General features: G+C 63.0%; 23 protein-coding genes and 1 tRNA gene. 19 read left to right on the forward strand and 5 right to left on the reverse strand.

Annotation, left to right across the window (positions count from 1 at the left end):
• Nucleotides 1–4: 4 nt before the first annotated feature.
• The 6 genes from ispE to GTP55_RS14600 all read left to right on the forward strand — a co-directional run bounded on the left by ispE (nucleotide 5) and on the right by GTP55_RS14600 (nucleotide 4,845).
• A complete protein-coding gene (gene ispE, locus GTP55_RS14575; protein WP_161045612.1) occupies nucleotides 5–871 on the forward strand; it encodes a 4-(cytidine 5'-diphospho)-2-C-methyl-D-erythritol kinase in 867 nt (288 codons plus the stop codon).
• 75 nt (nucleotides 872–946) lie between these two features.
• Nucleotides 947–1,023 (forward strand) — tRNA-Gln (locus GTP55_RS14580).
• Nucleotides 1,024–1,173: 150 nt separating this feature from the next.
• A complete protein-coding gene (locus GTP55_RS14585) occupies nucleotides 1,174–2,124 on the forward strand; it encodes a ribose-phosphate pyrophosphokinase (protein WP_110846436.1) in 951 nt (316 codons plus the stop codon).
• Nucleotides 2,125–2,258: 134 nt separating this feature from the next.
• The gene (locus GTP55_RS14590; protein ID WP_110846437.1) at nucleotides 2,259–2,864 is read left to right on the forward strand and encodes a 50S ribosomal protein L25/general stress protein Ctc; all 606 of its coding nucleotides are present in this window, start codon (nucleotides 2,259–2,261) and stop codon (nucleotides 2,862–2,864) included.
• A 112-nt stretch (nucleotides 2,865–2,976) separates the two neighbouring features.
• Entirely contained in the window at nucleotides 2,977–3,558 is a 582-nt protein-coding gene (pth, locus tag GTP55_RS14595; protein ID WP_161045613.1) for an aminoacyl-tRNA hydrolase, read from the forward strand.
• Between the two features lie 9 nt (nucleotides 3,559–3,567).
• Nucleotides 3,568–4,845, forward strand: a complete 1,278-nt coding sequence (locus GTP55_RS14600) for an amidohydrolase (protein WP_161045614.1) — start codon at nucleotides 3,568–3,570, stop codon at nucleotides 4,843–4,845.
• Here the strand turns inward: GTP55_RS14600 and GTP55_RS14605 are convergent.
• From GTP55_RS14605 to GTP55_RS14615, 3 genes are all read right to left on the reverse strand, one after another.
• Nucleotides 4,793–6,205, reverse strand: coding sequence for a DUF3999 family protein (locus tag GTP55_RS14605; protein WP_161045615.1), 1,413 nt, complete (start codon nucleotides 6,203–6,205; stop codon nucleotides 4,793–4,795). The two genes, GTP55_RS14600 and GTP55_RS14605, sit on opposite strands and share 53 nt — an antisense overlap.
• On the reverse strand, nucleotides 6,202–9,576 hold the full coding sequence (locus tag GTP55_RS14610; RefSeq protein ID WP_161045616.1) for a DUF2339 domain-containing protein: 3,375 nt from the start codon (nucleotides 9,574–9,576) through the stop codon (nucleotides 6,202–6,204). Before GTP55_RS14610 ends, GTP55_RS14605 begins: the two co-directional genes overlap by 4 nt.
• 80 nt (nucleotides 9,577–9,656) lie before the next feature.
• On the reverse strand, nucleotides 9,657–11,471 hold the full coding sequence (locus tag GTP55_RS14615; protein WP_161045617.1) for a DUF885 domain-containing protein: 1,815 nt from the start codon (nucleotides 11,469–11,471) through the stop codon (nucleotides 9,657–9,659).
• 195 nt (nucleotides 11,472–11,666) lie between these two features.
• On the opposite strand from GTP55_RS14615, the gene GTP55_RS14620 reads away from it, so the two are divergent.
• Nucleotides 11,667–11,930 (forward strand): transcriptional regulator, encoded by a 264-nt coding sequence (locus GTP55_RS14620; RefSeq protein ID WP_161045618.1) that lies wholly within the window; start codon nucleotides 11,667–11,669, stop codon nucleotides 11,928–11,930.
• Here GTP55_RS14620 and GTP55_RS14625 read toward each other — a convergent pair.
• On the reverse strand, nucleotides 11,923–12,351 hold the full coding sequence (locus GTP55_RS14625) for an acyl-CoA thioesterase (RefSeq protein WP_229257940.1): 429 nt from the start codon (nucleotides 12,349–12,351) through the stop codon (nucleotides 11,923–11,925). The two genes, GTP55_RS14620 and GTP55_RS14625, sit on opposite strands and share 8 nt — an antisense overlap.
• 162 nt (nucleotides 12,352–12,513) lie before the next feature.
• Between GTP55_RS14625 and ychF the strand changes: the two genes are divergently transcribed.
• The 4 genes from ychF to GTP55_RS14645 all read left to right on the forward strand — a co-directional run bounded on the left by ychF (nucleotide 12,514) and on the right by GTP55_RS14645 (nucleotide 17,381).
• Complete coding sequence (gene ychF, locus GTP55_RS14630) at nucleotides 12,514–13,605, forward strand: redox-regulated ATPase YchF (protein ID WP_161045619.1); 1,092 nt, start codon at nucleotides 12,514–12,516, stop codon at nucleotides 13,603–13,605.
• A gap of 69 nt (nucleotides 13,606–13,674) precedes the next feature.
• Nucleotides 13,675–15,288: an NYN domain-containing protein gene (locus GTP55_RS14635; RefSeq protein ID WP_161045620.1), complete on the forward strand. Its 1,614-nt coding sequence runs from the start codon at nucleotides 13,675–13,677 to the stop codon at nucleotides 15,286–15,288.
• A gap of 4 nt (nucleotides 15,289–15,292) precedes the next feature.
• Nucleotides 15,293–16,144: an MOSC domain-containing protein gene (locus tag GTP55_RS14640; protein ID WP_161045621.1), complete on the forward strand. Its 852-nt coding sequence runs from the start codon at nucleotides 15,293–15,295 to the stop codon at nucleotides 16,142–16,144.
• A 67-nt stretch (nucleotides 16,145–16,211) separates the two neighbouring features.
• A complete protein-coding gene (locus GTP55_RS14645) occupies nucleotides 16,212–17,381 on the forward strand; it encodes a GGDEF domain-containing protein (protein WP_161045622.1) in 1,170 nt (389 codons plus the stop codon).
• 82 nt (nucleotides 17,382–17,463) lie between these two features.
• Here GTP55_RS14645 and GTP55_RS14650 read toward each other — a convergent pair whose 3' ends face one another.
• Complete coding sequence (locus GTP55_RS14650) at nucleotides 17,464–19,446, reverse strand: monovalent cation:proton antiporter family protein (RefSeq protein WP_161045623.1); 1,983 nt, start codon at nucleotides 19,444–19,446, stop codon at nucleotides 17,464–17,466.
• A 126-nt stretch (nucleotides 19,447–19,572) separates the two neighbouring features.
• On the opposite strand from GTP55_RS14650, the gene GTP55_RS14655 reads away from it, so the two are divergent.
• From GTP55_RS14655 to GTP55_RS14690, 8 genes are all read left to right on the forward strand, one after another.
• The gene (locus tag GTP55_RS14655) at nucleotides 19,573–20,562 is read left to right on the forward strand and encodes a KpsF/GutQ family sugar-phosphate isomerase (protein WP_161045624.1); all 990 of its coding nucleotides are present in this window, start codon (nucleotides 19,573–19,575) and stop codon (nucleotides 20,560–20,562) included.
• A complete protein-coding gene (locus GTP55_RS14660; RefSeq protein WP_371868353.1) occupies nucleotides 20,562–21,089 on the forward strand; it encodes a KdsC family phosphatase in 528 nt (175 codons plus the stop codon). The genes GTP55_RS14655 and GTP55_RS14660 overlap by 1 nt, the downstream gene beginning before the upstream one ends.
• A gap of 12 nt (nucleotides 21,090–21,101) precedes the next feature.
• A complete protein-coding gene (gene lptC / locus GTP55_RS14665; protein WP_161045625.1) occupies nucleotides 21,102–21,695 on the forward strand; it encodes an LPS export ABC transporter periplasmic protein LptC in 594 nt (197 codons plus the stop codon).
• Between the two features lie 13 nt (nucleotides 21,696–21,708).
• The gene (gene lptA, locus GTP55_RS14670; RefSeq protein ID WP_229257935.1) at nucleotides 21,709–22,311 is read left to right on the forward strand and encodes a lipopolysaccharide transport periplasmic protein LptA; all 603 of its coding nucleotides are present in this window, start codon (nucleotides 21,709–21,711) and stop codon (nucleotides 22,309–22,311) included.
• A 1-nt stretch (nucleotide 22,312) separates the two neighbouring features.
• Nucleotides 22,313–23,065: an LPS export ABC transporter ATP-binding protein gene (gene lptB, locus GTP55_RS14675; protein WP_161045626.1), complete on the forward strand. Its 753-nt coding sequence runs from the start codon at nucleotides 22,313–22,315 to the stop codon at nucleotides 23,063–23,065.
• Between the two features lie 11 nt (nucleotides 23,066–23,076).
• Nucleotides 23,077–24,549 carry an RNA polymerase factor sigma-54 gene (locus GTP55_RS14680; RefSeq protein WP_161045627.1) on the forward strand — a complete coding sequence of 491 codons (1,473 nt, stop codon included), beginning with the start codon at nucleotides 23,077–23,079 and terminating at the stop codon, nucleotides 24,547–24,549.
• Nucleotides 24,550–24,626: 77 nt separating this feature from the next.
• Nucleotides 24,627–24,989 (forward strand): ribosome hibernation-promoting factor, HPF/YfiA family, encoded by a 363-nt coding sequence (gene hpf / locus GTP55_RS14685; RefSeq protein ID WP_161045628.1) that lies wholly within the window; start codon nucleotides 24,627–24,629, stop codon nucleotides 24,987–24,989.
• Nucleotides 24,990–25,047: 58 nt separating this feature from the next.
• Nucleotides 25,048–25,956, forward strand: a complete 909-nt coding sequence (locus tag GTP55_RS14690; RefSeq protein WP_161045629.1) for an alginate lyase family protein — start codon at nucleotides 25,048–25,050, stop codon at nucleotides 25,954–25,956.
• The last annotated feature ends 6 nt before the right edge of the window (nucleotides 25,957–25,962 follow it).

Below are 25,962 nucleotides of genomic sequence, written 5' to 3' on the forward strand. Positions count from 1 at the left end.
CGGCATGACCGAATTAAGAAACTGCCCGGCGCCGGCCAAGCTCAATCTGTTCTTGCACGTCAATGGCCGCCGCGCCGACGGCTACCACCTGCTGCAAACCGTGTTTCAGCTGATCGACCACGGCGACACGCTGCACTTCACGCTGCGCGACGACACGGCGCTGCACCGCGTGACCGACTTGCCCGGCGTGCCGGAACAGAGCGATCTGATCATCCGCGCCGCCAGGCTGCTGCAGGCCGAAGTGCTGCGCCGCAGCGGCGCCTTGCCGCGCGGCGTCGATATCGCCATCGACAAGGTGCTGCCGATGGGCGGCGGCGTCGGCGGCGGCTCGTCTGATGCGGCCACCACGTTGATGGCGCTGAACAAGCTGTGGAGCGCCGGCCTGAGCAAGCAGGAACTGATGGATCTGGGCCTGCCGCTGGGCGCTGACATTCCGTTCTTTATCTTTGGAGAAACCGCGTTCGCCGAGGGCGTGGGCGAGGCCTTGCAGCCGGTGGCGGCGCCGCAATGTTGGTATGTGGTTATCGAACCGGGCGTGATGGTGCCGACCGCTGCAATTTTTGGTTCAGAACATTTGACAAGGGACACGCCGCTCGTTAATATATCGGACTTTTCCAGCCACTCCAGAACAGCGGGGTTTGGAAGGAACGACTTGCAACAGGTAGCAACGAAGTTATTCCCGCCGGTAGCAGAAGCGGTAGAATGGCTCGGTGCTTACGGTGATGCCAGGATGACTGGCTCCGGTGCATGTGTGTTCAGTGCGGTAGCAACCGAGGCGGACGCCGACGCGGTACTTGCAAAAGTGCCTGCCAAGTGGAGAGCCTGGAAAGCGCAAGCGCTGCAACAGCATCCAATCATCGCGAAGTTGTGAAGCGGAAAAAAGATTTTGCGAAGCGCGAAAATGGCTGTATAATACTGGCCTGTAGCGACAAGCAGCAAGTTGCGTAGGGGAATCGCCAAGCTGGTTAAGGCACTGGATTTTGATTCCAGCATACCAAGGTTCGAATCCTTGTTCCCCTGCCATTCGTTTGTATCTGGATCCGTCGAGGCACTAGTCTCCGGCCAGGTAGAGCAAAAAGTGAGGCGCACGATGCGCCTCATTCCTTTTAGTTCAGTGCGGCGCGGCTCGCGCTGGCTCTTCAAAGAATCTTCTACAACTTCTCTGGAATCCCAATGGCTTACGAAAACCTGATGGTTTTTACCGGCAACGCTAATCCTGCGTTGGCAGAGGGAGTCGCAAAAAATCTCGGCATCCCCCTCGGCAAAGCAAACGTCTCGAAATTCTCGGACGGTGAAGTCATGGTTGAAATTAACGAGAACGTCCGCGGTAAAGACGTCTTCGTGCTGCAATCGACTTGCCAGCCAACCAACGACAACCTGATGGAACTGATCCTGATGGTTGACGCGTTGAAGCGCGCATCGGCCGGCCGCATCACCGCCGCCATTCCTTACTTTGGTTACGCCCGTCAAGATCGCCGCCCACGTTCGGCGCGCGTGGCGATTTCGGCCAAAGTGGTAGCCAACATGCTGGAAGAAGCCGGCGTCGAGCGCGTCCTGATCATGGATCTGCATGCAGACCAGATCCAGGGCTTCTTCGATATCCCGGTTGACAATATTTACGCTTCGCCAATCCTGCTGGGCGACCTGCAGAAGAAGAACAACGAAGACTTGCTGGTCGTGTCGCCGGACGTCGGCGGTGTGGTCCGTGCCCGCGCCCTGGCCAAACGCCTGGGCTGCGACCTGGCCATCATCGACAAGCGCCGTCCGAAAGCCAACGTGTCCGAAGTGATGAACATCATCGGTGACGTCGAAGGCCGTAACTGCGTGATCATGGATGACATGGTCGATACCGCCGGTACCCTGGTCAAGGCTGCGGAAGTGCTGAAAGAGCGCGGCGCCAAAAAAGTCGTGGCGTATTGCACCCACGCCGTGCTGTCCGGTCCTGCCATCGACCGCATCAACAATTCGTCGCTGGACGAACTGGTGGTGACCGACACGATTCCGCTGTCGGAAGCGGCCAAGCAATGCACCAAGATTCGTCAACTGACCTGCGCACCACTGCTGGCAGAGACCTTCAAACGCATCATCAAGGGCGATTCCGTGATCTCCCTGTTCGTCGACTAAGCGAACAATACAGTATCAGTTTTGAGGCGGCGCCCCCGGTTTTCTACCGGGGGCGCCGTTTTTCCCGAAGCGCGCCTGGTCGCGGGGCGCTTCATCACACAGGGCGCAAGTCCTGGTTATTATTGGAGTTACACATGAAAGTTGTTGCATTCAAACGCGAATTGCAAGGTTCCGGAGCGAGCCGCCGCCTGCGCAATTCGGGCCAAACCCCTGGCATCATCTACGGTGGCACCGAAGCCCCGATCGCTATCTCGCTGGACCACAACGCGCTGTACCACGCGCTGAAAAAAGAAGTGTTCCACTCGTCGATCCTGGACCTGGAAATCGACGGCAAAGCACAAAAAGTGCTGCTGCGCGACTTCCAGATGCACGCGTTCAAACAACTGGTGCTGCACGCTGACTTCCAGCGCGTTGATTCCAGCAAAAAAATCCACGTGAAAGTGGCGCTGCACTTCGCTAACGCTGACGTATCGCCAGCAGTCAAACTGCACGGCGCGACCATCAGCCACGTTGCTAACGAGCTGGACATCGAATGCCTGCCAGGCGACCTGCCAGAGTTCATCACCGTTGACCTGTCGAACGTGGACGTTGGCCACTCGGTTCACGTTGCTGACCTGACCCTGCCAAAAGGCGTGACCGCTGTCACCCACGGCAACAACCTGACCATCGCTACCGCATCGGTACCAGCTGGCCACGTTGCTGCTGAAGCTGCTGCTACCACCGAAGAAGCCAAGAAGTAATTTAGACCGCTTCGCGGAAAAACCCTGTAGCCTGAACGCGCTCAAGATCGCGTTCGGCGCTACAGGGTTTTTTTTCGTCCATAATCACGTATTACCTTTAACGCTACACGTCATGCCTATCCGTCTTATCGTTGGTCTCGGCAATCCCGGCCCTGAATACGAACAAACCCGCCACAACGCCGGCTTCTGGCTGGTGGACAATCTCGCCAACGACGTCGGCGCGCGCCTGCAGCGCGAGAGCAAGTACAACGCCATGGTCGCCAAGGCAGTCATCGCCGGCCAGGAAGTCTATCTGCTGGAACCGCTGACCTATATGAACCGCTCCGGCCAGTCGGTTGGCGCGCTGTGCCGCTTCTTCAAGATCAATGCCGACGAAGTGCTGGTGGTCCACGACGAGCTGGACCTGATGCCCGGCATCGCCCGCTTGAAAAAAGGCGGCTCGGCCGGCGGCCACAACGGCCTGAAAGACATCACCGCCGCCCTCGGTACCCAGGAATACTGGCGGCTGCGCCTCGGCATCGGCCATCCGCGCACGCTGAATCTGGCGCAGCAGGTGGCCGACTTTGTGCTGCACCGCCCGCGCCGCGAAGACCAGGACCTGATCGAACGCGCCATCGACAAATCGCTGCTGGTGATGCCGCTGATCGTCAAAGGGGAATTCCCCAACGCCACCATGAAGTTGCACACCGACTAAAAGGAACCGATGAAACTCTTACCGATCGTTGCACTGCTGGCCGCTGCGGCCGCCCAAGTTCAAGCTCAAACGCAGGATGCCGGCACCCTGATCAATGGCATGTATCCGCAACTGGATGCGATTTACAAGGACTTGCACGCGCATCCGGAGATCGCCTTCCACGAAGAGCGCACCGCCGCCAAGCTGGCGGCCGAAATGCGCAAGATCGGTTTTGAGGTCACGGAAAAAGTCGGCAAGACCGGCGTGGTGGCGATCTACAAGAACGGCCCCGGCCCGATGGTGCTGGTGCGCACCGAGCTGGACGGCTTGCCGATGGATGAGAAATCCGGTCTGCCATACGCCAGCACCAACGGCGCGGCCCACAGCTGCGGCCACGATGTCCACATGACGGCCTGGCTGGGCGCCGCGCGCACGCTGGTGGCGCTCAAGTCGCAGTGGAAGGGCACGCTGATGTTCATCGGCCAGCCGGCCGAGGAAACCGTGGCCGGCGCCAAGGCCATGCTGGACGACGGCCTGTTCAAGCGCTTCGGCAAGCCGGACTATGCGTTCGCGCTGCACAGCTGGCCGCTGGCCTACGGCACCATCGGCTACAACAGCGGCGCGGTGTCGTCGAATTCGGATGCGATCGAGATTACCTTCAAGGGTCGCGGCGGCCACGGCTCGGCGCCGGACAAGGCGCTCGATCCGATCACCATCGCCGCCCGCTTCGTGGTGGACGTGCAGACCGTCATCAGCCGCGAAAAAGATCCGAAGGAATTCGGTGTGGTCACCATCGGCGCCATCAACGGCGGCACGGTCGGCAACATCATTCCGGATACGGTGAAAGTGCGCGGCACCATTCGCAGCTACAGCCCGGCGGTGCGCGAGAAAATCCTGGCCGGCGTGCGGCGCGTCGCCAACGCCTCGTCCGCCATGGCCGACGCGCCGGCGCCGGATGTGCAACTGATCCCCGGCGGCATTGCCATCGACAACAACGACGCGCTGGTAACGCGCACCGAAGGCGTGCTGAAGAAAGCCTTCGGCGACGCCAATGTCTCGCGCATGCCGGCCATGACGGCCAGCGAGGACTTCTCGCAATACGTCAACCAGGGCGTGCCGAGCATGTTCTTCTTCACCGGCGTGTATGACCCGAAAGTCGTAGCTGAAGCCGAGCACGGCGGCAAGCCGGTCGCCTTCAACCATTCGCCGTACTACGCGCCGGTGCCGGAGCCGTCGATCAAGACGGCCGCCCAGGCTATGACGCTGGCGGTGTTGAACGTGATGAGCGCACCAGCCGCCAAACCATAAAGCCCAGCACGCCAACGCCCAGCAGCAGCACGCCCCACAGCACGATCAGGCGGCGCTGGGCGGCGGTGGCCGCTTCCAATGCGCTGCTGGCGTCCTGCACGCCGCTGCCTTGCTGCTGCACGGCCGGGCCGGCGCTGACTTGTTCCAGTTTCTGAACTTCCGCATCCGAGAAACCGGGCGCGACTTGTGACAGGTCGCGCGCCACCGGCGTGGCGCTCGCTCGTCCGACCGCCAGCGTGTACGGTCCGTTGCCGCTGGCGAGGAACACCAGCGTGGCCGGCTGCCAGTTCAGGCGCAGCGCCGGCTTGAGCGGCGACGGTACGCTGGTGCGCAGCACCCATTGCGTGGCATGCACCGGCGGCACGTCGACGTCGCCCGAGCTGCGCACCTGGTCGCCTTGCAGGATGCGATAGAAGGTGGCGCTGACCAGCGGATCGAAACGCCAGGTGGCGCCTTGTCCGGCCTGGCGCGCCGGCAATTCGCGATAGACGCCCAGCGTGCCGGCCAGCACCGCGTTGTTGTCGCTGAACTGCAAGCCGGCCTTGAGCGGGGCGATGGCCGGCGGCGTGGCATACAGCAGGTCCTGCGGCTGCCTGCCGGCGGTCGGCTGGATCAGCAATTGCTCGGCCGGCAGCGTGGTGATGGTCTGCGTCGGCTGCTCGGCGGTGATGCTGGCGAACTGCACCGGCGTGCCGCTGCGCCAGCTCAGGCGCGCGTAGCGGAAGTTGCGGGCGTCGAAGGCCAGGCGGTCGTTGGACAGCGTTTGCGCATCCTTGTTCACCAGCCAGTTCAGTTCGGCCGCGCCGACGGTGTCCCATTGCTTCATGTCGTTGCTGGTTTCCAGCCAGACCTGGGCGCTGTATTCCTGCGTGCCGGCGGGCAGCGTGAAGCGCAGCGCGTCGACTGGCAGGTTGGCGGCATCCTTGCCCAGGTCCAGCACCAGCGCGGCCAATTGCGGCGCGTTCGTCGTGGCGGCGCCAGCTTCGGGCTTCAGCTTGACCGAGACCAGCCGGCCATCGGTGGTGGTGCTGACGTCCAGGTCCAGCCGCGAGGCCGGGCCGGCCGCACTGGTCAGCGGGAAGATCGTCAGCGGCCGGTCGCGGTGGCTGATGCGCGCTTCGGCGCCGGGCGTGCGCAGCGCGAACGGTTGCAGCGCGCCGCTGGCGTCAAACACGCGCAGGTCGTCCAGCATCGGCGAACGCGCGTGCAGGTAGACGTCCTTGGGCAGGCGCAGTTGCAGCACGCCTTGCCTGGCGCTGGTGGTCAGTGGCAGGACGTGGGTGTAGTCCTGCGGCGTGTCGCTGGCGTATGCGGCGGTCATTAGCGTGCCGGCACAGGCGGCGATCAGGATTTTCTTCATGCGGTCTCCGCTTTGGTTTCGGTTTGCGTGGGGTAGGGCGCCAGATAGCCGATGCCGACCATCAGTGCGCCGACGCCGAGGAAAGAGACGATGCGCTCGACACCGCCGACATTCGACAAGTCCACCAGGAACAGCTTGGCCACCACGAATGCCAGCAGCACCGCGCCGACGATCCAGACGCCGCGCAGGCTGCGGCGTGCCGCAAAGCGCATCAGCAGCAGCGCGGTGATGCTCCACACCAGCGACAGCATGGCCTGCACAAATTGCGACGCGAACATGGCGTTGAAATCATACGGGATGTCCATGTAGTTCGATACCGTGCGCAGCAGCGCCAGGTTGAACCAGCCGTAGGCGACCAAGGCGCCGGCCAGCGCCAGTTGCCATTTTTCCAGCAGCGGCTTGCGTTGTGCGTCGGCCGCCGGCCCTTGTTTTAGCAGGCGGTAGCAGCTCCAGGCCAGCAGCAGCGCAAAGCAGGTGGTCAGGTCCAACGGGTTGATCAGCGGGATGTAGGGCAGTGGCGCCATGGCGCCGTTCTGCGACAGATTCCATACCGCCACCAGCAATAGGGCCCACCCGCACGCCAGCGGTATCAGCCAGCGTTGATACCACGCGCTGACCGGCGCGGTGGGCCAGGCGTCGCGGCGGCTGCGCTGCATCAGCCAGCCGATCGCGGCCATCATCAGCCAGGCTGGAATGAAGCGGGCCCAGCTGGCGCTGGTTTCCCATCCGGCTTCGGCTAGCAATTGTGCTTCGGCGCTGTCGGCGCCGTGCAGCCAACGCGTGATCCAGATCGCGGCGACTGGCCAGATCATCAGCCACAGGCCGCCGGTGCGCAAGACGTGCAGCAGGCGCAGCGGCACCGCGCCGAGCGGCCAGCCGTTGGTCGGCCAGGTGCGCAGCATCCATTCGCCGGCCAGCCACAGTGCGGCGTAGGCTAGCCACAGGGAGGCGCGCGGCAGGCGCGTGTCGAGATACAACTTCACCAGCATGCCGGCCGTGATGATGGCCAGGCCGATCCAGGCCGGCGTCGCCAGCACGCGCAGCGATGGCCATTGCAGCCGCTTGGCCAGCAACGTCGGCGGGATGGCGCTGACGGCCACCAGCATGCCGTAGATGGCCATGACCAGTGCATCGGGGCGATACCAGCCAGTATTTTCGGACAGCGAGTAGTTCGCTGCCAGCCAGCCGGCCAGATAGGGCGCGGTCATGATGTACCACCACAGGCCGCCCCATAGCATGGTGATGCGCGACAACGTATGATTGACCGTGCCCGGCGTAGCGCCATCATTGCGCATCAATGCCCAACTGCTGAACAGCGCGCCGGCGCAGATCAGCAGCGCGCCAAGTACCGGCTTGTCGAACAGGTTGGGCGAGGGGTTGCCCCAGTCCCATTGCAGCACTGTCAGCGCGGCCAGCATGACGCCGGCCACGCCTTGCGCCGCCAGTGCCAGCGCGCTGGCCAGCCGCCATTGCATCTTGCGGGCGATGAAGTACAGCACCATGGCTGCCAGCAACGCACTAATCACCAGCAGGTTGGCCTGCGCCACGCCGTCTGTGCGCAGGAAGATTTCCGCCCACGCGCCGGCGATCAGCCACACCGAGGCGAAGGCCAGGAATGCGGACGCCAGAAGAGTGAACAGCTTATTGCTGCGCTCGTCCTGTGCGCGGAAGCGGGTCGCCATCAGGAAGGCAGTGATGGCGAGCAGCAGGAACCCGAGCCACACGTTGGATTCCATCGCCTTTTCCGGCGACAGGCCAGTGACGGTGCCGAAGAACGAAATCCATGCGCCGGCCTGCACCAGCAGGCCGAACATCCACGCCAGTTTCTGTTTCTGGCGCAGGCCGATCCAGACAATGCCAGCGCCTTCCAGTGCCCACGCGGCGGATGTCCAGCGGCCGTCGAGCGCGAACGGAATCGCCAGCGTGCCGAACACCACGCCCAGCGCCAGGAAGGCGTCCGACAGCAGCGCCAGCGTTGGACGGCGGCGCAGCACGGTGGTCAGGCCGATGTAGAACAGGCCGAGCGCCAGCGCCGAGAAGGCGACGCCGAATGGCATGTCCTTCACCAGGCTAAACTGCAAACCGAAGCCCAGCATCGGCGTGCCGAACACCAGTGTGCCGTCAACGTAGCTCTTCAGCTTGACCGCCTGCTGGCGCGCATATGCCTGCGGGATCGAGACGTAGAAGGCAAAGAACAGCAGCAGGAACAACTGCACCGAGAGGTAATTCTCCGGGGTGTAGCGCAGCACGCCCCACGCGGTGGCGATGGCAAAGGTAAAGAAGAAGCCCAGCAGATTGAGCGGTCGCCAAGAGCGGTACAGCGCGAGGTACAGCACGCCGGCATTCAGCAGTGCGTAGTAGCTGAACAGGCCGATGTGGCTGCCGCCGCCACTGGAGGCCATGATCGGCGCTGCAAAACCGCCGACGATGCCGAAGATGGCCAGCCACATGGCGTCTTGCAGCACGGCCAGCAGGCAGGTGAAGACGGTCAGTACCAGCAGCAGCGCGAAGGCCATGCCGCCGGGAATCAGGTGATACAGGCGGAAGGCGCCGAACGTCACCAGCATCAGCACGCCGAGCGCGGCGCCTTGGACCGGCAGGCTGATGGCGGGACGACTCAGGCGAATGCGCCAGCCCCAGGCCAGCAGCGCGATGTCGGCCAGCACGATCCCGGCCAGCCGCAATTCAATCGGCACGCTGACGCGGGCGGCGGTGTACTTGAGCAGGAAGCTGACGCCGATGAACAGGATCAGCAAGCCCAGCTTGGCAACCAGGTTGCCGCCGAATAGCCAGGCCTTGGCGGCCAGCAGCCATTTGGGCGGCTGGCTTGGTGGCGGGGGAGGGCGCGATGGTGAGGTCGAGGATGCGGATGCGTCGGCACCGACGCCGACGCTGGAGCTGGCAGCGCGCGCGGTCGTGCCAGTGTCAGCTTGCGAGTCAGGCAGCGTGGAGCGCAACACTGCCGCCGATTCGACAGTGGCAGTGTCTGTCACGTCGGCAGGTACGGCAGCCACGGCCGGTCGCGTGGCACGCAATGGCGCTGTCGGATCAAAAGCGGCGATATCGGTGGCTGTGGCAGGTGGCGCGGCACGTGGCGGCGCAACTGGCTCGGTCGCTGGCGGCGGTGTCGGCGACTTGGCAGCCCAACTCTGCGCGTAGGACGCGGCAGGCGCCGCGGCGGGCGCAACCGGCGCGCTGGTGTCCGCTCTCGTGGTCTGCGGCCGCAGCACGGACGCCACCACCGTCTCCCGCAACTCGGCCAACTGGCGCTGAAGATCGGCCGCCAGCTTTTTCGCCTGACGCGCCTCGCTGCGCGCCCGCCAGGCCACACTCAGCGTAAAGACGCCAAATACAAACAAAAGGAATTCCATCGACAGGCTCCCTCGTGACAATATTGCAATGTATCATATTGGCAATATTGTCTCAATCGAACCCGTCAATACGCGTGCGCCTATTTTGTGGTGGAAATCCAGCGGTCGACCCGCTGTTCCAGGATCGGCAGCGGCAGCGTGCCATCGCCGATCACCACCTCGTGGAATTTCTGATAGCTGAACTTGTCGCCCAGCGCCTGCTGCGCCCGCGCCCGCAGTTCCAGAATTTTCAGCGAACCGATCTTGTAGCTCAGTGCCTGGCCCGGCCACACCATGTAGCGCTCGATCTGGTTGCGCGCACGCGCCTCGGGCCAGCCCAGCGTCTCGGCCAGGTAGCTGATCGCCTGCTCGCGCGACCAGCCCTTGGCGTGCATGCCGGTATCCACCACCAGCCGCGCGGCGCGCAGCATCTCCGCATTCAGATGGCCGTAGTAGGCCACCGGATCGTCGTACAGGCCCAGCTCCTTGCCCAGCGTTTCCGAGTACAAGGCCCAGCCTTCGGTGTAAGCCGCGCTGTTCTGGTTCTCGGTGCTGAACTTGCGGAAGTCCGGCAGGTCCAACTCCTTCAGCAGCGCGGCGTGCAGATGGTGGCCAGGTATGCCTTCGTGCAGGAACAAGCTGACCATGTCGACGCGGCTGTATTTCTTCGGATCGTTGACCACCGGCCAGAACACGCCGGGATGCGAACCGTCGGCCGCCGGCGGCGTGTAGTGATCGGAGGCGGTGGCGCGCGTCAGCTCGGGCTCCAGATGCAGCTCCAGCTTCGCTTTCGGAATCAGGCTGAAGTAGTTTGGCAGCTTGGCCTGCACCTGCGCGTAGATGGCGCGGTAGGCGTCCAGCACCTGCTCGTCGGTGGTGAAGATATTGAATTTGGTCTGCGCGCCGACCCATTGCGGCAACTGCTTTTCCGGACCCTCATAGCCCAGCTTGGGGCCGAGCAAAGTGAGCTGTTGCTGGATGCGCGCCACTTCCTTCAGGCCCAGCGCGTGCACCTCGTCCGGCGTCAGCGGCAGGTTGGTGCTGTCCTTGATGTGGGCCGCGTACCAGGCTGCGCCGTTCGGCAGCGCGCTCCAGCCGGTGCTGTTGCGGCTGGCGGGTAGATATTCGTTTTGCACGAAGTTGACCAGTCGCGTCAGCGCCGGCGCAATGCCGGTGTTCACCGCCTTCAGGTATGCCGCCGTCAGTTGCTTTTTATCGGCGTCGGAGAAACTGGCCGGGAACCGCGTCACCGGCGAATAGTAGATGCTGGTTTCCGGCGTGGCGGCGCGCAGGTTCTGGAACTGCGGCAGCATGGCGACCGTGATCGCCTTCGGCTGCACCACGCCGCTGCGCATGCCTTCCTTCATGTTGGCGATGGCCTGGTCTATCCACCCCGGCAACTGGTTCAGGCGGCTCAGATACGCCTGGTATTGCTTGACCGTTTCCAGCGGCTGCGAGCCGGTGCCGCCGGCGTAGTTGGCCAGCGTGCTGGGCACGTTGTCGAACTGGTTCAGCGGCAGCAGATGGTCGGGGAACGATTCCAGCTGCAACGCGTTATTGAGCTCATAACTCAGCAGATCGTAGGTCAGCTGATCCTGCGCGCCGAGCTGATCGCGCTGCACGGCCATCAACTGCTTCTGCATCGCCCGGTACAGCGTGAACTGGGCGGCGCGCACCTTGGGCGAAATCGCCAGGCCCAGCTGATCGTCATAGCGGCTGTCGCCGTTGGCGGTGCCGAACAGCAGCGGATCGAATTTGCAGCGCGCCGTATGAAACGCCGCCGCGATCTTCGCCAGCTGCTTCTGCGCCTGGCTGGCCTTGGCCACCGCCGCCGTGCTCTTCGCCTGCACCGGCAAGGTATACACGCCCGTCAGCATCAGGCTGGCAAGCAGAACGGAAGTACGCAGACGAGACATAGTTTTTCCTGAGATGGGTGATGGCGAAAGAGTCTAGCACCAAACAAGGCTCTGCCAATAGCTCTGCGTAAGCACAACAAGGTCACGCGCCACAACAGCTATCTTATGACAGTTTAAAAGTTAAAATGAGATGCGAACTATGGAGCTGATTCTTCGAGCGAAAGCATATTGGCAGAGCTTCAAGAAGGTGCAATTATGAGCCGCAAATTGAACAACGCCGTATCCCACCACGAGCGTGAGATTGATGAATTGAGATTAGATCAGGGGCTTGCAACGGCTTATCTACAAATTGCCATGAAGGCGTTGGATGATGCCGCCGGACGAAGTGGCGGACTCATTATGTTGCGCGCAATTGCGGCAGCATATGACGACGGATTGGATGAGTTGGCCGAGCGCGCAGGCGTTAACCGCGAAGCGCTCCATTGCGCGCTTCTGCCTGAGCAGCAATCAATTAAGTGATGCTCAGATTGGCCAATACCGCACGCACCGGCTCCGGAATCGGCACCGAGCGGTTGCTGGCGCGTTCGACGTAGACGTGGACGAAGTGGCCGGCGGCGGCCGGTAGCGGGTCGTCGTTGCGATACAGCGCGATTTCGTAGCGCACGCTGGAGTTGCCCAGTTTGGCCACGCGGATACCGGCGTGCACCGCGTCCGGGAAGGCAAGCGGCGCAAAATAGGCGCAGCCGCTGTCCACCACGAAACCCACCACCTCGCCCTTGTGGATATCCAGCACGCCAGCCTCGATCAGGAACTGGTTCACCGCCGTATCAAAATAAGAATAATAAACAACGTTGTTCACATGGCCATAGATATCGTTGTCCATCCAGCGGGTCGGGATGGTGAGGAAGTGGCGGAACTGGTCCCGGCCGGCATCGCGCATCGTCATGCTGTCTCCTGTTTTTTGAAGAGTGCGGGCAAGGGAGGTACAATGGACCCTTGAACGCTGTCATCAGCTTAGAAACAGCAAGAATACCCAAAAACGCCCCCTGCGGCTGTTTTCACCAGCCGCTCGCCGGCCATATTGATAATTTAAAGGTTTTTCATGAGTCTCCAATGCGGCATCGTCGGCCTGCCTAACGTCGGCAAGTCCACCCTGTTCAACGCCCTGACCAAGGCCGGCATCCCGGCTGAAAACTATCCGTTCTGCACCATCGAGCCGAACGTCGGCGTGGTCGAAGTGCCGGATCCGCGCATGGCCGCGCTGGCCGAGATCGTCAAGCCGGAACGCATGGTCAACGCCATCGTCGAATTCGTCGACATCGCCGGCCTGGTGGCGGGCGCGTCGCAAGGCGAGGGCCTGGGCAACCAGTTCCTGTCGCACATCCGCGAAACCGACGCCATCGTCAACGTGGTGCGCTGCTTCGAAGACGACAATGTGATCCACGTGGCCGGCAAGGTCAGCCCGCTGGACGACATCGAAGTGATCCAGACCGAGCTGGCGCTGGCCGACCTGGGCACCGTGGAAAAAGCTATCCACCGCGAAAACAAGAAAGCCCGTTCGGGCGACAAGGATGCCGCCAAGCTGCTGGCCATCATGGAGCGCATCGTGCCGCACCTGAACGAAGCCAAGCCCGTCCGCGCGATGGGCCTGGACGCCGACGAGCTGGCCCTGATCAAGCCGCTGTGCCTGATCACCGCCAAGCCGGCCATGTACGTGGCCAACGTGTCCGACACCGGTTTCACCAACAACCCGCTGCTGGACCAGCTGACCGCCTACGCCGCCACCCAGAACGCGCCGATCGTCGCCATCTGCGCGTCGATCGAAGCCGAGATCGCCGATCTGGACGACGCCGACAAGAGCGCTTTCCTGGCCGACATGGGCATGGAAGAGCCGGGCCTGGACCGTCTGATCCGCGCCGCCTACAAGCTGCTGGGTCTGCAAACCTACTTCACCGCCGGTGTGAAGGAAGTGCGTGCCTGGACCATCCACGTGGGCGACACCGCGCCGCAGGCAGCCGGCGTGATCCACACCGACTTCGAACGCGGCTTCATCCGCGCGCAGACCATCGCCTACGACGACTTCATCCAGTACAAGGGTGAGGGCGGCGCCAAGGAAGCCGGCAAGATGCGCGCCGAAGGCAAGGAATATGTAGTAAAAGATGGCGACGTACTGAACTTCCTGTTCAACGTCTAACCGTTTTACTCCGCAGCGGCCGGGCCCAAGCGCCCGGCCGATCCAGACCCACTCTACCTATACTCCCTCATGGCATCCTCCAACGAAAACGTCAGCATGGCGCTGTTCTGCGATTTTGAGAACGTGGCGCTCGGCGTGCGCGACGCTAACTACGACAAGTTCGATATCAAGCCGGTGCTGGAGCGCTTGCTTCTCAAAGGCAGCATCGTGGTCAAGAAAGCTTATTGCGACTGGGACCGTTACAAGGGTTTCAAGGCGCCGATGCACGAAGCCAACTTCGAGCTGATCGAGATCCCGCACGTGCGCCAGTCCGGCAAGAATTCGGCCGACATCCGCATGGTGGTTGACGCGCTGGACTTGTGCTACACCAAGTCGCACGTCGACACCTTTGTCATCATCTCCGGTGACTCCGATTTTTCGCCGCTGGTGTCCAAGCTGCGCGAGAACGCCAAGAAGGTGATTGGCGTCGGCGTCAAGCAATCGACGTCGGACCTGCTGGTGGCCAACTGCGATGAGTTCATCTTCTACGACGACCTGGTGCGCGAGAGCCGCCGCGCCAAGCGCGAAAGCAGCGGCGCCACTGACAGCAAGCCGCAGGTCAAGCGCACGCCGGAAGAGGAGCGCGCGCGCCGCGAGGAGATGGACAAGCGCCGCAACCAGGCGGTGGAAATCGCCGTCAACACCTTCGAGGCGCTGGTGCTGGAGCGTGGCGACAGCGGCAAGATCTGGGCGTCCGTGCTGAAGGAGGCGATCAAGCGTCGCAAGCCGGATTTCAGCGAGTCGTATTACGGTTTCCGCACTTTCGGCAACCTGATCGAGGAATGCAAGGCGCGCGGTTATCTGGAGTTTGGCCGCGATGAGAAATCCGGTGCGTATGTGTATCGCGCCAATGGTGGCTCGCAGCCATCCGTCGAATCGGTGGCATCGGAAGAGGGCACGACGCCAGCCGCCGCGCCAGTCAACGACGGCGGCCAGGAATCGCGTCGCAGCCGCAATCGCGGCCGTACCGCGGCGGAGCGCTTTGCCGAACGTCAGGCCCAGCGCCAGACGCAGCAGCCGCGTCAGAACAATCCGCAGTCGCCAGCCGATGGCGAGGCGATCGTGATTGCCGCCGCGCCGGAAGTAGCGGAGCAGGCCGACATCGCGCCGGTGGTGCTGGAAGCTGCCGTTGAGCTGCCGGCGGCCGAGACTGCCGTGCCGAAGAAACGCAATGGCGCCAAGCCGCCAGCCCGCAAGGTCAAGAACGCGGCCAAAAAAGGCCAGGGCGATGCCGATGGCGACAGCGTGGTGGAAGCGGCGCGGGAAGCTGCGCCAGCGCCAGAGGCCGCACCGGCAGCGCCGGAGCCGGCGCCAGCATCGGTTGACGCCGAGCCGTCGCAGCGTCCGGCAGGCCAGCGCAACCAGGGGCGACAGAATCAGCGCAAGCCGAACCAGGGCAAGCAAAACGCCGCCAGGCCGAAGGCTGCCGCGTCGGTTGCCGTCGCTGAAGCGCCGGTGAGCGCGCCTGTCGCTGCGCCAGCACCAACGCCGGCACCTGCGCCAGCTGAAGCCGCTGGCGAGGCCGCCAAGCCGGCCAAAGCCAAGCCGAAGGCCAAGCCGGCCGCCAAACCGGCAACGGCCCGCAAACCGGCTGCACCGCGCGCACCACGTCCGCCGAAAGCGGCGCCTGCCAGCGAGGAGTAAGCCGATGCCGACGTTGTCCGCCATTACGCTGTACCCGATCAAATCCTGCGCCGGCATAGCGCTGCAGGAAGTTACGTTGACCAGCCTCGGTCTGATGACCGAGCAGATCTACGATCGTGAATGGATGGTGGTGGACAGCCACGGCGCCTGCCTGACCCAGCGCGAATATCCGCGCATGGCGTTAATTACGCCAACCATCAAGGCCACCACGCTGGAGCTGCGCGCGCCCGGCATGCTGCGGCTGGAAATCCCGCTCGGCCTGCCGGATCCTGCCAGCGCGCCGTCGCTGACCACGCACATCTGGGAAGATACCGTGCTGGCCTACGACTGCGACGCGCTGACCGCCGAATGGTTCACCAAGGCGATCGGCGTGCCGTGCCGGCTGGTGCGTTTCCACGCCAACGCCGAACGCGCGGTCAGCACCAAGTGGACCGGCGGCCTGCAGACCAGCACCATGTTCTCCGACGGCTATCCGATCCTGGTGGTCGGCTCGGCCTCGCTGGACGACCTGAACCAGAAACTGGTGGCGGCCGGACGCAACGCGCTGCCGATGAACCGCTTCCGTCCCAACCTGGTCATCGACGGTATCGACGCTTTCGAGGAAGACTACGCCGACAGCTACCAGCTCGGCGAGGTGGTGCTCAAACCGGTCAAACCATGCCCACGCTGCCCGATGCCGTCGGTCGACCAGGCCACCGGCGAATTCGGTCCCGATCCGATGGACATCATGCAAAGCTACCGCGCCAAGCCGGAACTGGAAGGCGCGCTGTGCTTCGGCATGAACGCCATTTTGATTGCCGGAGAGGATCAACTTGTGCGAGTAGGACAAGAAATTGAAGTTCCATTGGCGTTTTGACACTCTGAGGCATTCCCAAGCGCCGCAACTTGGCGTAAGGTGACGGAGTACGCAAAAAAGGCTATTTATGACGCACACCGCAACCGGGAAACTTCAGCCTCAGACAGATCATGCCGCACCGGCACACGATCTGGCGGCCGAAAACCGGGCCCTGCGCGCCCGCATGGCCTATCTGCTCGAGCAGGCTGAACGCAACCATTCGATCATGACGCGCCACCAGGCGTTCGACCTGGAAATCGTTGGCGCCGGCAATTTCCCCGAACTGGTGGGCACCATCTTCCGCGTGCTGCCCGTCATCTCCGAGCTCGACAGCGTGACCTTGACGCTGATCGACGAAGACGCCGACATCCGCACCGTGATGCTGAAGCTGGACGTGGTGTTTGAAGATTTCCCCGACCTGATTTTTGTTGAAACGCTGGACGAGCTGGGCTTCGACCTGGGCCGCCGCACCGCCTATTCGCCGACCCCCAGGCCGGTGCTGGGCATGTACGACAAGCTGCGCCATGCGCCGTCGTTCCCCAATGCGCCGGCCGGCTTGCAAAGCGTGGCGCAGGTGCCGCTGCTGCGCAACAAGCGCATCATTGGCAGCCTTAACCTGGGCAGCTGCGATCCGACCCGCTTCACGCCGAGTTTAGGTACCGACTTCATCGAGCACATGGCGTCGATTATCGCCATCTGCCTGGAAAACGTCATCAGCAACGAGATGCTGAAGTACATCGGGCTGACCGACTCGCTGACCGGCGTCTACAACCGCCGCTACATCGACCGGCGCCTGCTGGAAGAGATCGCCCGTGCGCGCCGCCAGCAGTATCCGATTTCCTTCATGTACATCGACATCGACCACTTCAAGCGCGTCAACGACACGGTCGGCCACGGCGGCGGCGACGAGGTGCTGCGCGAGGTGGCGGCGCGGATCAAGAACGAGCTGCGCACGTCGGACGCGCTGGCGCGGTTCGGCGGCGAGGAATTTGTCGTGCTGCTGATCGACGCCAATCTGGAAAGCGCCGCCTTCGTTGCCGAGCGCATCCGCGCCAGCGTGGCGGGCAGCATGATTACGCTGTCGCCGGAGTTGCAATTGTCGGTGACGGTGTCGGTTGGCGTGGCCTGCCTGGAAGCGGGCGCGGCGGAAGGCGAACCCGACGCCATCGCCCGCGCGCTGATCGAGCGCGCCGATTCGCTGCTGTACGACGCCAAGGAAGGCGGCCGCAACCGCGTGGTCAGCTACCCGGCGGAATGATTGCTAGCTTTACCCCTCACCGCTGCGCTACCGCTGGGGTCTGACCCCGTACGGGGTCAGACCCCGCCTGGCCCTGCGGGGTTTAGCGCAGCAGGCGCTGCTCGGCGCGGTTGACGGCGTCGGCGCCGCCGCGCAGCACCACCACGTCACCCGCTTGCAGCACGGTCTGCGGCGAGACTTCCAGCCCGCCTTTGCCGCGCCGGATGCTGGTCACGACAGCGCCGCAACTTTCCACATCCACCGATCCCAGCGACCGGCCTACCGCGCCGGCGCTGCCGCTCAGCGTGACCGAGTGCAAGCGCTCCGGGTCGGTTTCTTCTTCCACATCCGTCATGCCCGGGAAATAGCCGCGCAGCGACGCATAGCGCTCCTCGCGCGCCGCCTGCACCCGGTGCACCACGCGCCGCAGTGGTACGCCCAGCATCACCAGCGCGTGCGATGCCAGCATCAGGCTGCCTTCCATCACCTCCGGCACCACCTCGGCCGCGCCGGCCGCCTTCAGCCGGTCCAGATCGCTATCGTCATGCGAGCGCACGATCACCGGCAACGAGGGCGTCAGCTCGTTCACCTGGTGCAGCACGCGCAGCGCCGAGGCCGTATCTGCGTACGAAATCACCACCGCGCTGGCGCGGTAGATGCCGGCCGCCACCAGGCTCTCGCGCCGGCCGGCGTCGCCGTAGGAAACGTGGGCGCCGGCGCTCTGCGCTTCCTGCACCCGCTCCGGGTCCATGTCCAGCGCGTGGTAGTCGATTTTTTCTTCGGCCAGCAAGGTCGCCAGGCGCTGGCCGCTGCGGCCGAAGCCGCACACGATCACGTGCTTGTTGGTCGACATGGCCCGGCTGGCGATCTTGGTCAGCTGCAGCGACTGCATCATCCACTCGTTGCTGGAGAACTTCATGACGATCTTGTCGGACTGCGCGATGAGGAACGGCGCAATCAGCATCGACAATACCATCGACGCCAGCACCACCTGCACCAGGTACGAGTCCATCAGATGATGATCGGAGGCCAGGTTGAGCAGCACGAAGCCGAACTCGCCGGCCTGCGCCAGCGCCAGGCCGACCCGCATCGACACGCCATCCGACGAGCCGAACAGCTTGGCCAGGCCGGCGATCAGCGCAAATTTCAGCACCACCGGCGCGCACAGCAGCAACAGCACCAGCCACCAGTTTTCCAGCACCATGCGCAGGTTGAGCAGCATGCCGATGGTGATGAAGAACAGTCCCAGCAGCACGTCGCGGAACGGTTTGATGTCCTCTTCCACCTGGTGCTTGTATTCGGTTTCGGAAATCAGCATGCCGGCCACGAACGCGCCGAGCGCCAGCGACAGGCCGGCGCGCTCGGTGATCCAGGCCGCGCTCAGGGTCACCAGCAGCAGGTTCAGCATGAACAGCTCCTGCGAGCGGCGCTTGACCACGATGGTGAACCAGCCGCGCGTGACCTTGTGGCCGACCACGAACAGCAGGGCCAGCACCACCACCGCCTTCAGGCTGGCCCAGCCCAGCGTTTCCGCCAGCGCTTCGGGCCGCTCGCCCAGCGACGGAATCAGGATCAGCAGCGGCACCACCGCCAGATCCTGGAACAGCAGAATGCCGATGATCTTGCGGCCATGTTCGCTTTCCAGTTCCAGCCGCTCGGTCAGCATCTTGGAGACGATGGCGGTGGACGACATGGCCAGCGCGCCGCCCAGCGCGAACGAGGCCTGCCAGCTGATCTGCAGATGCGGCGGCAGTTGCGTGGCCAGCGTCCAGCCGAAAATCATGGTGGCGATAACGGTCAGCACCACCTGCGCCATGCCCAGCCCGAACACGATGCCGCGCATGGCCTTGAGTTTGGGGAGGGAGAATTCCAGGCCGATCGAGAACATCAGGAACACCACGCCGAATTCGGCCAGGCCATGGGTGGTTTCGCTTTGCTCGGCCAGCCCCAGCGCGTGGGGACCGATCAGGATGCCGACCGTCAGGTAGCCGAGCATCGGCGGCAGGTGCATCATGCGGAAAGCCACCACGCCCAGCACGGCACTTCCCAAAAGCAACAATGTTAATTCGAGGGGTGAAAACGTCATTTCAACATCGCCAGTAAATAAAGTTCGTTGTTTGCAGTGTGCTTTGCGCGTTATGTTGTGACTGGCAAGTTTTTTGCTTTCCCAATTCGGCTATACTTGGGCATGAGTGTAACCCATGAAAAAACAATGCTGAAAGTTTTTGATGCAAAAACGGCACTGCGTCTTGCCCGCGATACCCTGCAAAACGAAGCAGACGCCATCAATGCCCTGAACGCCCGCCTGGCAGATGACGACAGCGTGGTGCAGGCCATTTCCCTGCTGCTGAACTGCACCGGCCGCGTGGTGGTGTCGGGGATCGGCAAGTCCGGCCACATCGCCCGCAAGATCGCCGCCACGCTGGCCTCGACCGGCACGCCGGCGCTGTTCGTGCACCCGGCCGAAGCCGCGCACGGCGACCTCGGCATGGTTACCCGCGACGATGCCTTTATTGCCATTTCGTATTCCGGCGAGAGCTCGGAACTGATGACCATCCTGCCGGTGGTCAAACGCATGGGGAGCAAGGTCATCGCCATGACCGGCAAGCCGGGCTCCAGCCTGGCCACCATCGCCGACGTGCACCTGAACGTGGCGGTGGCCAAGGAAGCCTGCCCGATGAACCTGGCGCCGACCACCTCGACCACCGTCACGCTGGCGCTGGGCGATGCGCTGGCGGTGGCGCTGCTGGACCTGCGCGGCTTCAAGGAAGAAGATTTCGCCCGCTCGCATCCGGGGGGCGCGCTGGGCCGCCGTTTGCTGACCCACGTCAAGGACGTGATGCGCAGCGGCGAGGCCGTGCCGCGCGTGACGGCCGACGTCAAGCTGACCGAGGCGCTGCTGGAAATCACCCAGAAGGGCATGGGCATGACCGCCGTGGTCGATGCCGACGGCAAGCCGGTCGGCGTGTTCACCGACGGCGACCTGCGCCGCATGATTGAAAAAGTGCAAGATTTCACCAAGGTGGTCATCGGCGATGTGATGCACGCCAATCCGCGCAGCATCTCGCCGGAGAAAATGGCGGTGGACGCCGTCGCCGTGATGGAACAGTTCCGCATCAACCAGATGCTGGTGACCGATGCCGACGGCAAGCTGGTCGGCGCGCTGCACATCCACGACCTGACCCGCGCGAAGGTAATCTGATGACGATGACGTATCTGGAACGCGCCGCGCGCGTCAAGCTGATGATCTTCGACGTCGACGGCGTGCTGACCGACGGCAGCCTGCACTACGGCGCCGACGGCGAAGCGCTGAAGACGTTTAACGTGCATGACGGCCTCGGCATCAAGCTGATCCAGGAAGCCGGCATCGACACCGCCATCATCAGCGCGCGGATCTCCTCGCAGGTGAGCAGACGCGCGGCCGATCTCGGCATCAACCACCTGCATCAGGGCGGCCACGACAAGCTGACGCCGTTCAACGCGCTGCTGGAGAAAACCGGCCTTACCGCCGAGCAGGTCGGCTTCATCGGCGACGATGTGGTGGACTTGCCGATCCTCACGCGGGTCGGCTTTGCGGTGGCGGTGCCGAACGGCCGCCAGGAAGTGCTGGAGCGCGCGCATCACACCACCGTGGCCCCTGGCGGCCGCGGCGCGGTGCGCGAAGTGTGCGAACTGTTGATGCATGCGCAAGGCAGTTACGAGCGCGTGATGGCACAATTCCTGGTTTAGACGAGGACAGTCATGCGTAAAAGAACAGCCCATCGCTGGCAGCTGACGGTGATCATGATGGTCGGCGTGTTTGTCGCCTTCGGCAGCTTCTGGCTGGTGCAGGTGGTGGACCAGGCCGGCCAGCAGGCGCAGGCCGACAAGTTCCGCGACGAGCCGGATTACATCATCGACCGGTTCAGCATGGTGCGCATGAATGAGAAGGGCCAGCCGGCCTACATCATTTCCGGCGACAAGCTGACTCACCACCCGACCGACGACTCGTCGCTGATCGACAAGCCGTATGTGCACAGCCTGGGCGGCGAGCAGCCGCCGATGAATATCCATGCCGACACCGCCAATGTCGACCAGGGCAATACGCGCGTCAAGCTGAATGGTAATGTGGACGTGGTGCGGCCGGCCACCCAGCTGGCGCAGGAACTGCGCCTGAAGACCAGTACGCTGACCGTGTATCCGGACGAGGAACGGATGGAGACCGACGCCAAGGTGGACATGCTGTCCGGGCGCTCGACCGCCACCGGTACCGGCATGACGGCCAACAACGCGACCCGCCAGATCACGCTGGGCGGCCGCGGAACGATTACGCTGCCGCCGCGCGCGGCGCATTGAGGGAAACAGAGACATGAACGCAATCAAGATGAATAAACTGATATTGGCCGCCACGCTGCTGCTGGCCGCCGCCGGCGTGGCTCACGCCGAAAAAGCCGACTCCAGCAAGCCGACCCAGATCACCTTCGACCAGCTCGACGCCGATGACGTCAAGCAGATCAAGACCTTCACCGGCAACGTGGTGCTGACCCGCGGCACGCTGCTGATGAAATCGCCCAAGGCAGTGGTAACCGAAGATCCGGAAGGCTACCAGTACGTGGTGCTGACCAGCGGTCCCGGCGTGCAGGCGATCTTCCGCCAGAAGCTCGACGGCGCCGGCGACCAATGGGTCGAAGGCAAGGCCGATCGCATCGAATACGATGGCAAGACCGAGCTGGTCAAGCTGTTCGCCAAGGCCCAGATCAAGAAACTGGAAGGCAGCAAGGTGGCCAGCCAGGTCGATGGCGAATTCATTTCCTACGACAGCCGCAAGGAATTCTTCGCGGTCAAGAATACGCCGGGCGGCGAGGGCAAGGTCGGTGGCGGCCAGAGCACCATGGTGATCCAGCCGGCCAACAAGCAGCCGGTACCGGCTGCGGCGCCGGCGCCCACCACGCAGCCTGCGGCGGGGAAATAAGATGGAATCATCCTGCGGTAGCACCCTGATCGTCAAAGGCCTGCAAAAGACCTACGGCAAGCGCCAGGTGGTGCATGACGTGTCGTTGCAGGTCGAGTGCGGCGAAGTGGTCGGCCTGCTGGGCCCGAACGGCGCCGGCAAGACCACCTCGTTTTACATGATCGTCGGCCTGGTGCCGTCGGACGCCGGCAGCATCGATATCAGCGGTGTCGATATCTCGTCGCTGCCGATCCACCGGCGCGCGGCGATGGGCTTGTCGTACCTGCCGCAGGAAGCGTCGGTGTTCCGCAAGCTGACGGTGGAAGAAAATATTCGCGCTGTCCTCGAAATTCAAAAAGTGGACGGCAAGTCTTTATCCAAGGCTGACATTGAAGAACGGCTGAATACCCTGCTGGCCGATTTGCAAATCGAGAAGTTGCGCGAGAACCAGGCGCTGTCGCTGTCCGGTGGCGAACGCCGCCGGGTGGAGATCGCCCGCGCGCTGGCGACCAACCCGCGCTTCGTGCTGCTCGATGAACCTTTCGCCGGGGTCGACCCGATTGCCGTGATTGAGATCCAGCGCATCGTGCGCTTCCTCAAGGAACGCAATATCGGCGTCCTCATTACCGATCACAATGTGCGCGAGACGCTGGGCATCTGCGACCGCGCATATATCATCAACCAGGGCTCGGTGCTGGCATCAGGCCGTCCGGACGACATCATCGCCAACGAGTCGGTGCGTCGCGTCTACCTGGGTGAACACTTCAGAATGTAAATCCCAGCCTCATGAAACAGTCTCTGCAACTGCGCACGTCGCAGCATCTCGCGTTGACGCCCCAGTTGCAGCAGTCGATCCGGCTGCTGCAACTGTCGACGCTGGAGCTGCACCAGGAATTAGAACAGCTGCTGACCGATAACCCGCTGCTGGAGCGTCTTGACGACCCGCTGGATCACTCGCTGCGCCTGCTGGGCGATGGCGCCATCAACCAACAGGCGCCGGCCGGCGACGCGCCCGCCGAAGGCCCGCCGGGCGACGCCCCTGCGGCCGATGCCGACAATTACGAGGCGCCTGGCGCCGACACCGAAAGCACCACCCCCGACGCCGACATCGACTGGGGCGATGCGGGCCGCAGCAAGAACAGCGACGACGAGGATGCGCGGCCGCAGCTGGAAGCCCATCACTGCACGCTGCGCGACCATCTGATGGAACAGATGCGCGTGACGGTGCTGGAAATGCGCGACCGCGCACTGGTCGAACTGATCATCGACGCCCTCGACGAAAACGGCTACCTGGAAGAATCGCTGGACGACATCCATGCGCGTCTGCCGGAAGAACTGGACGTCGAGATCGAGGAATTGCAGACGGCCTTGAAGCTGCTGCAAAGCTTCGATCCGATGGGGGTCGGCGCGCGCAATGCGGCCGAGTGCCTGGCGATTCAAATCAAGCGCTTGCCCGGCGTGCCGATGGTGACGCGGCGCATGGCGCTGGCGATCGTGGAAAACCACCTGACCTGGTTTGCGCAGCGCGATTTCAACAAGCTGAAAAAAGCCCTGCTGTGCGATGACGAAGACCTGCGCGAGGCGCAGGCCGTGATCCGCCAATGCAATCCGCATCCGGGGGCGGCGTTCGCATCGGACGTGTCCGACTACGTGGTGCCGGACGTGATCGTCAAGAAGTCGCGCAACGGCTGGCAGGTCAGCCTGAACAACGACGTCATGCCGCGCCTGCGCGTCAACGCCATGTACGCCAACCTGCTCAAGCAGGGCAAGGGCGAAGGCGCGATGGGGGCGCAGCTGCAGGAAGCCAAGTGGCTGATCAAGAATATGCGCCAGCGTTTCGACACCATCCTGCGCGTGGCGCAGGCGATAGTAGAAAGACAAAAGAACTTTTTCTCGCACGGCGCGGTCGCCATGCGCCCCCTTGTGCTTCGCGAAATTGCTGATACACTGGGTTTACACGAGAGCACAATTTCTCGCGTAACAACTCAAAAATATATGCTGACCCCGCACGGCATGTTTGAGTTGAAATATTTCTTTGGTAGCCATGTCGCCACCGAAGCTGGCGGGGAAGCAAGTTCGACGGCGATACGCGCTTTGATCGTGCAATTGACAGGAGCTGAAGACCCGAAAAATCCTTTATCCGACAGTAAGATTGCGGACATGCTGGGAGAACAGGGCATGGTGATTGCGCGACGCACTGTTGCCAAATATCGCGAAGCCCTCAAGATCCCGCCAGTCAGTCTCCGCAAGTCTTTGTAGTTACTTGGTTCCTGTGCGCCCGGCAGCAAGGGGCAGCGCACTAACCGTAAGCAGCGACATTATCTTTAGGAGTGTGTATGAATCTCACCATCAGTGGACATCATCTCGAAGTGACCGCAGCGATTCGCGAGTACGTGCAGAACAAGCTGGAGCGGGTCACCCGCCACTTTGATCAAGTGATTGATATTGCTGTCATCCTGACCGTAGATAACCTTAAAGAGAAAGAGAAACGCCAGAAGGCTGAAATCAACCTGCGTATGTCCGGCAAGACCGTCTACGTGGAAAGCCTGTCGCAAGACCTGTACGCCGCCATCGATACGCTGATCGACAAGCTGGATCGGCAGGTCATGAAATACAAAGCCAAAGTCCAGGGCCATGATCGCGATGCGATCAAGCACATGCCCGATCCGGACAGCTACGAACCCGCTGCCGCCGCCTGATTAAGCGACCACAGCATAATCAACAAAGGGCGCCCAGAGCGCCCTTTATTGGAGACATATGGTTAAACGTTTAACTTCATTTTTCGTGCTGGCGCTGGCCGCTCACGCTACCGCGTGCGAGACACCGCCGCCGGCCCGCATCGACATCGATGCCAACAGCTATTACTCGGATGCGCATCACTCGGTGATCGATCCGGTGCTGCGGGCCCGCAATATCGCGAATACCAAACCGATCGAGGACTTCCTGGCGCACGTGGCCAGGGACGCCAATGCTGGCGGCGACGCGGCCTGTGCGCTGTCCTGGCTGGCCAGCTGGGGCGAACAGAAGGCCATGCTGGGCAAGCTGTCCAGCGAGCAGGCCTACTACGTGCGCAAATGGACGCTGGGCGGCCTGGCGCTGAATTACGCGCGCGTGCAGACGCAGGCGACAGCGGCGCAGCGCGCCGTGGTCGAAAGCTGGTTCAAGGCCCTGGCCGACGCTACCATGGCGCATTCGGACGCCAAGAAGGGCGGCCGCAACAATCACTACTACTGGGAAGGACTGGCGGTGACTGCGGTGGGCGGCGTCACCGGCGATACGCGTTATCTGGACTGGGGTCGCAAGGTGTTTGCGCATGCGATGTCGCAGGTGGCGGCGGACGGTTCGCTGCCGGCCGAGATGGAGCGTGCCGGCAAGGCCTTGCACTATCACGTGTTTGCCGTCACGCCGCTGGTGATGATGGCGTCGATCCTGGACCTGCACGATGCGCGGCTGGACAAGGTGGTGAGCTTTACCGTGGCGGCATCGGCCGATCCGTCCGGCATCGCGCGCATCACCGGCGTGGAGCAGGAACCGGTCGGCAGCCGCGAGGTGACGGTGGTGTATAACCGCCATGAGGGCAAGCCGCCTGTGCCCGGCAAGGCGCTGTGGCAGCCGCGCCTCGGTGGCGCGCTGGACGTGCCCAACCCGCTGGAGCATCTGAAGTAGAATAGT

This window comes from Duganella margarita (assembly GCF_009857535.1).
In the GTDB taxonomy this organism is placed as follows: domain Bacteria; phylum Pseudomonadota; class Gammaproteobacteria; order Burkholderiales; family Burkholderiaceae_D; genus Rugamonas; species Rugamonas margarita.

Excerpts from the sequence above, each read along its gene's own strand:
- pth (WP_161045613.1), top strand. The coding sequence starts at position 2,977 with ATGCCTATCCGTCTTATCGTTGGTCTCGGCAATCCCGGCCCTGAATAC.
- GTP55_RS14600 (WP_161045614.1), top strand. The coding sequence starts at position 3,568 with ATGAAACTCTTACCGATCGTTGCACTGCTGGCCGCTGCGGCCGCCCAA.
- GTP55_RS14680 (WP_161045627.1), top strand. The coding sequence starts at position 23,077 with ATGAAACAGTCTCTGCAACTGCGCACGTCGCAGCATCTCGCGTTGACG.
- GTP55_RS14655 (WP_161045624.1), top strand. The coding sequence starts at position 19,573 with ATGCTGAAAGTTTTTGATGCAAAAACGGCACTGCGTCTTGCCCGCGAT.
- lptB (WP_161045626.1), top strand. The coding sequence starts at position 22,313 with ATGGAATCATCCTGCGGTAGCACCCTGATCGTCAAAGGCCTGCAAAAG.
- GTP55_RS14690 (WP_161045629.1), top strand. The coding sequence starts at position 25,048 with ATGGTTAAACGTTTAACTTCATTTTTCGTGCTGGCGCTGGCCGCTCAC.
- GTP55_RS14585 (WP_110846436.1), top strand. The coding sequence starts at position 1,174 with ATGGCTTACGAAAACCTGATGGTTTTTACCGGCAACGCTAATCCTGCG.
- GTP55_RS14615 (WP_161045617.1), bottom strand. The coding sequence starts at position 11,471 with ATGTCTCGTCTGCGTACTTCCGTTCTGCTTGCCAGCCTGATGCTGACG.
- lptC (WP_161045625.1), top strand. The coding sequence starts at position 21,102 with ATGCGTAAAAGAACAGCCCATCGCTGGCAGCTGACGGTGATCATGATG.
- GTP55_RS14590 (WP_110846437.1), top strand. The coding sequence starts at position 2,259 with ATGAAAGTTGTTGCATTCAAACGCGAATTGCAAGGTTCCGGAGCGAGC.
- GTP55_RS14650 (WP_161045623.1), bottom strand. The coding sequence starts at position 19,446 with ATGACGTTTTCACCCCTCGAATTAACATTGTTGCTTTTGGGAAGTGCC.
- lptA (WP_229257935.1), top strand. The coding sequence starts at position 21,709 with ATGAACGCAATCAAGATGAATAAACTGATATTGGCCGCCACGCTGCTG.
- hpf (WP_161045628.1), top strand. The coding sequence starts at position 24,627 with ATGAATCTCACCATCAGTGGACATCATCTCGAAGTGACCGCAGCGATT.
- GTP55_RS14620 (WP_161045618.1), top strand. The coding sequence starts at position 11,667 with ATGAGCCGCAAATTGAACAACGCCGTATCCCACCACGAGCGTGAGATT.
- GTP55_RS14660 (WP_371868353.1), top strand. The coding sequence starts at position 20,562 with ATGACGATGACGTATCTGGAACGCGCCGCGCGCGTCAAGCTGATGATC.
- ispE (WP_161045612.1), top strand. The coding sequence starts at position 5 with ATGACCGAATTAAGAAACTGCCCGGCGCCGGCCAAGCTCAATCTGTTC.
- GTP55_RS14635 (WP_161045620.1), top strand. The coding sequence starts at position 13,675 with ATGGCATCCTCCAACGAAAACGTCAGCATGGCGCTGTTCTGCGATTTT.
- ychF (WP_161045619.1), top strand. The coding sequence starts at position 12,514 with ATGAGTCTCCAATGCGGCATCGTCGGCCTGCCTAACGTCGGCAAGTCC.
- GTP55_RS14625 (WP_229257940.1), bottom strand. The coding sequence starts at position 12,351 with ATGCGCGATGCCGGCCGGGACCAGTTCCGCCACTTCCTCACCATCCCG.
- GTP55_RS14605 (WP_161045615.1), bottom strand. The coding sequence starts at position 6,205 with ATGAAGAAAATCCTGATCGCCGCCTGTGCCGGCACGCTAATGACCGCC.
- GTP55_RS14645 (WP_161045622.1), top strand. The coding sequence starts at position 16,212 with ATGACGCACACCGCAACCGGGAAACTTCAGCCTCAGACAGATCATGCC.
- GTP55_RS14610 (WP_161045616.1), bottom strand. The coding sequence starts at position 9,576 with ATGGAATTCCTTTTGTTTGTATTTGGCGTCTTTACGCTGAGTGTGGCC.
- GTP55_RS14640 (WP_161045621.1), top strand. The coding sequence starts at position 15,293 with ATGCCGACGTTGTCCGCCATTACGCTGTACCCGATCAAATCCTGCGCC.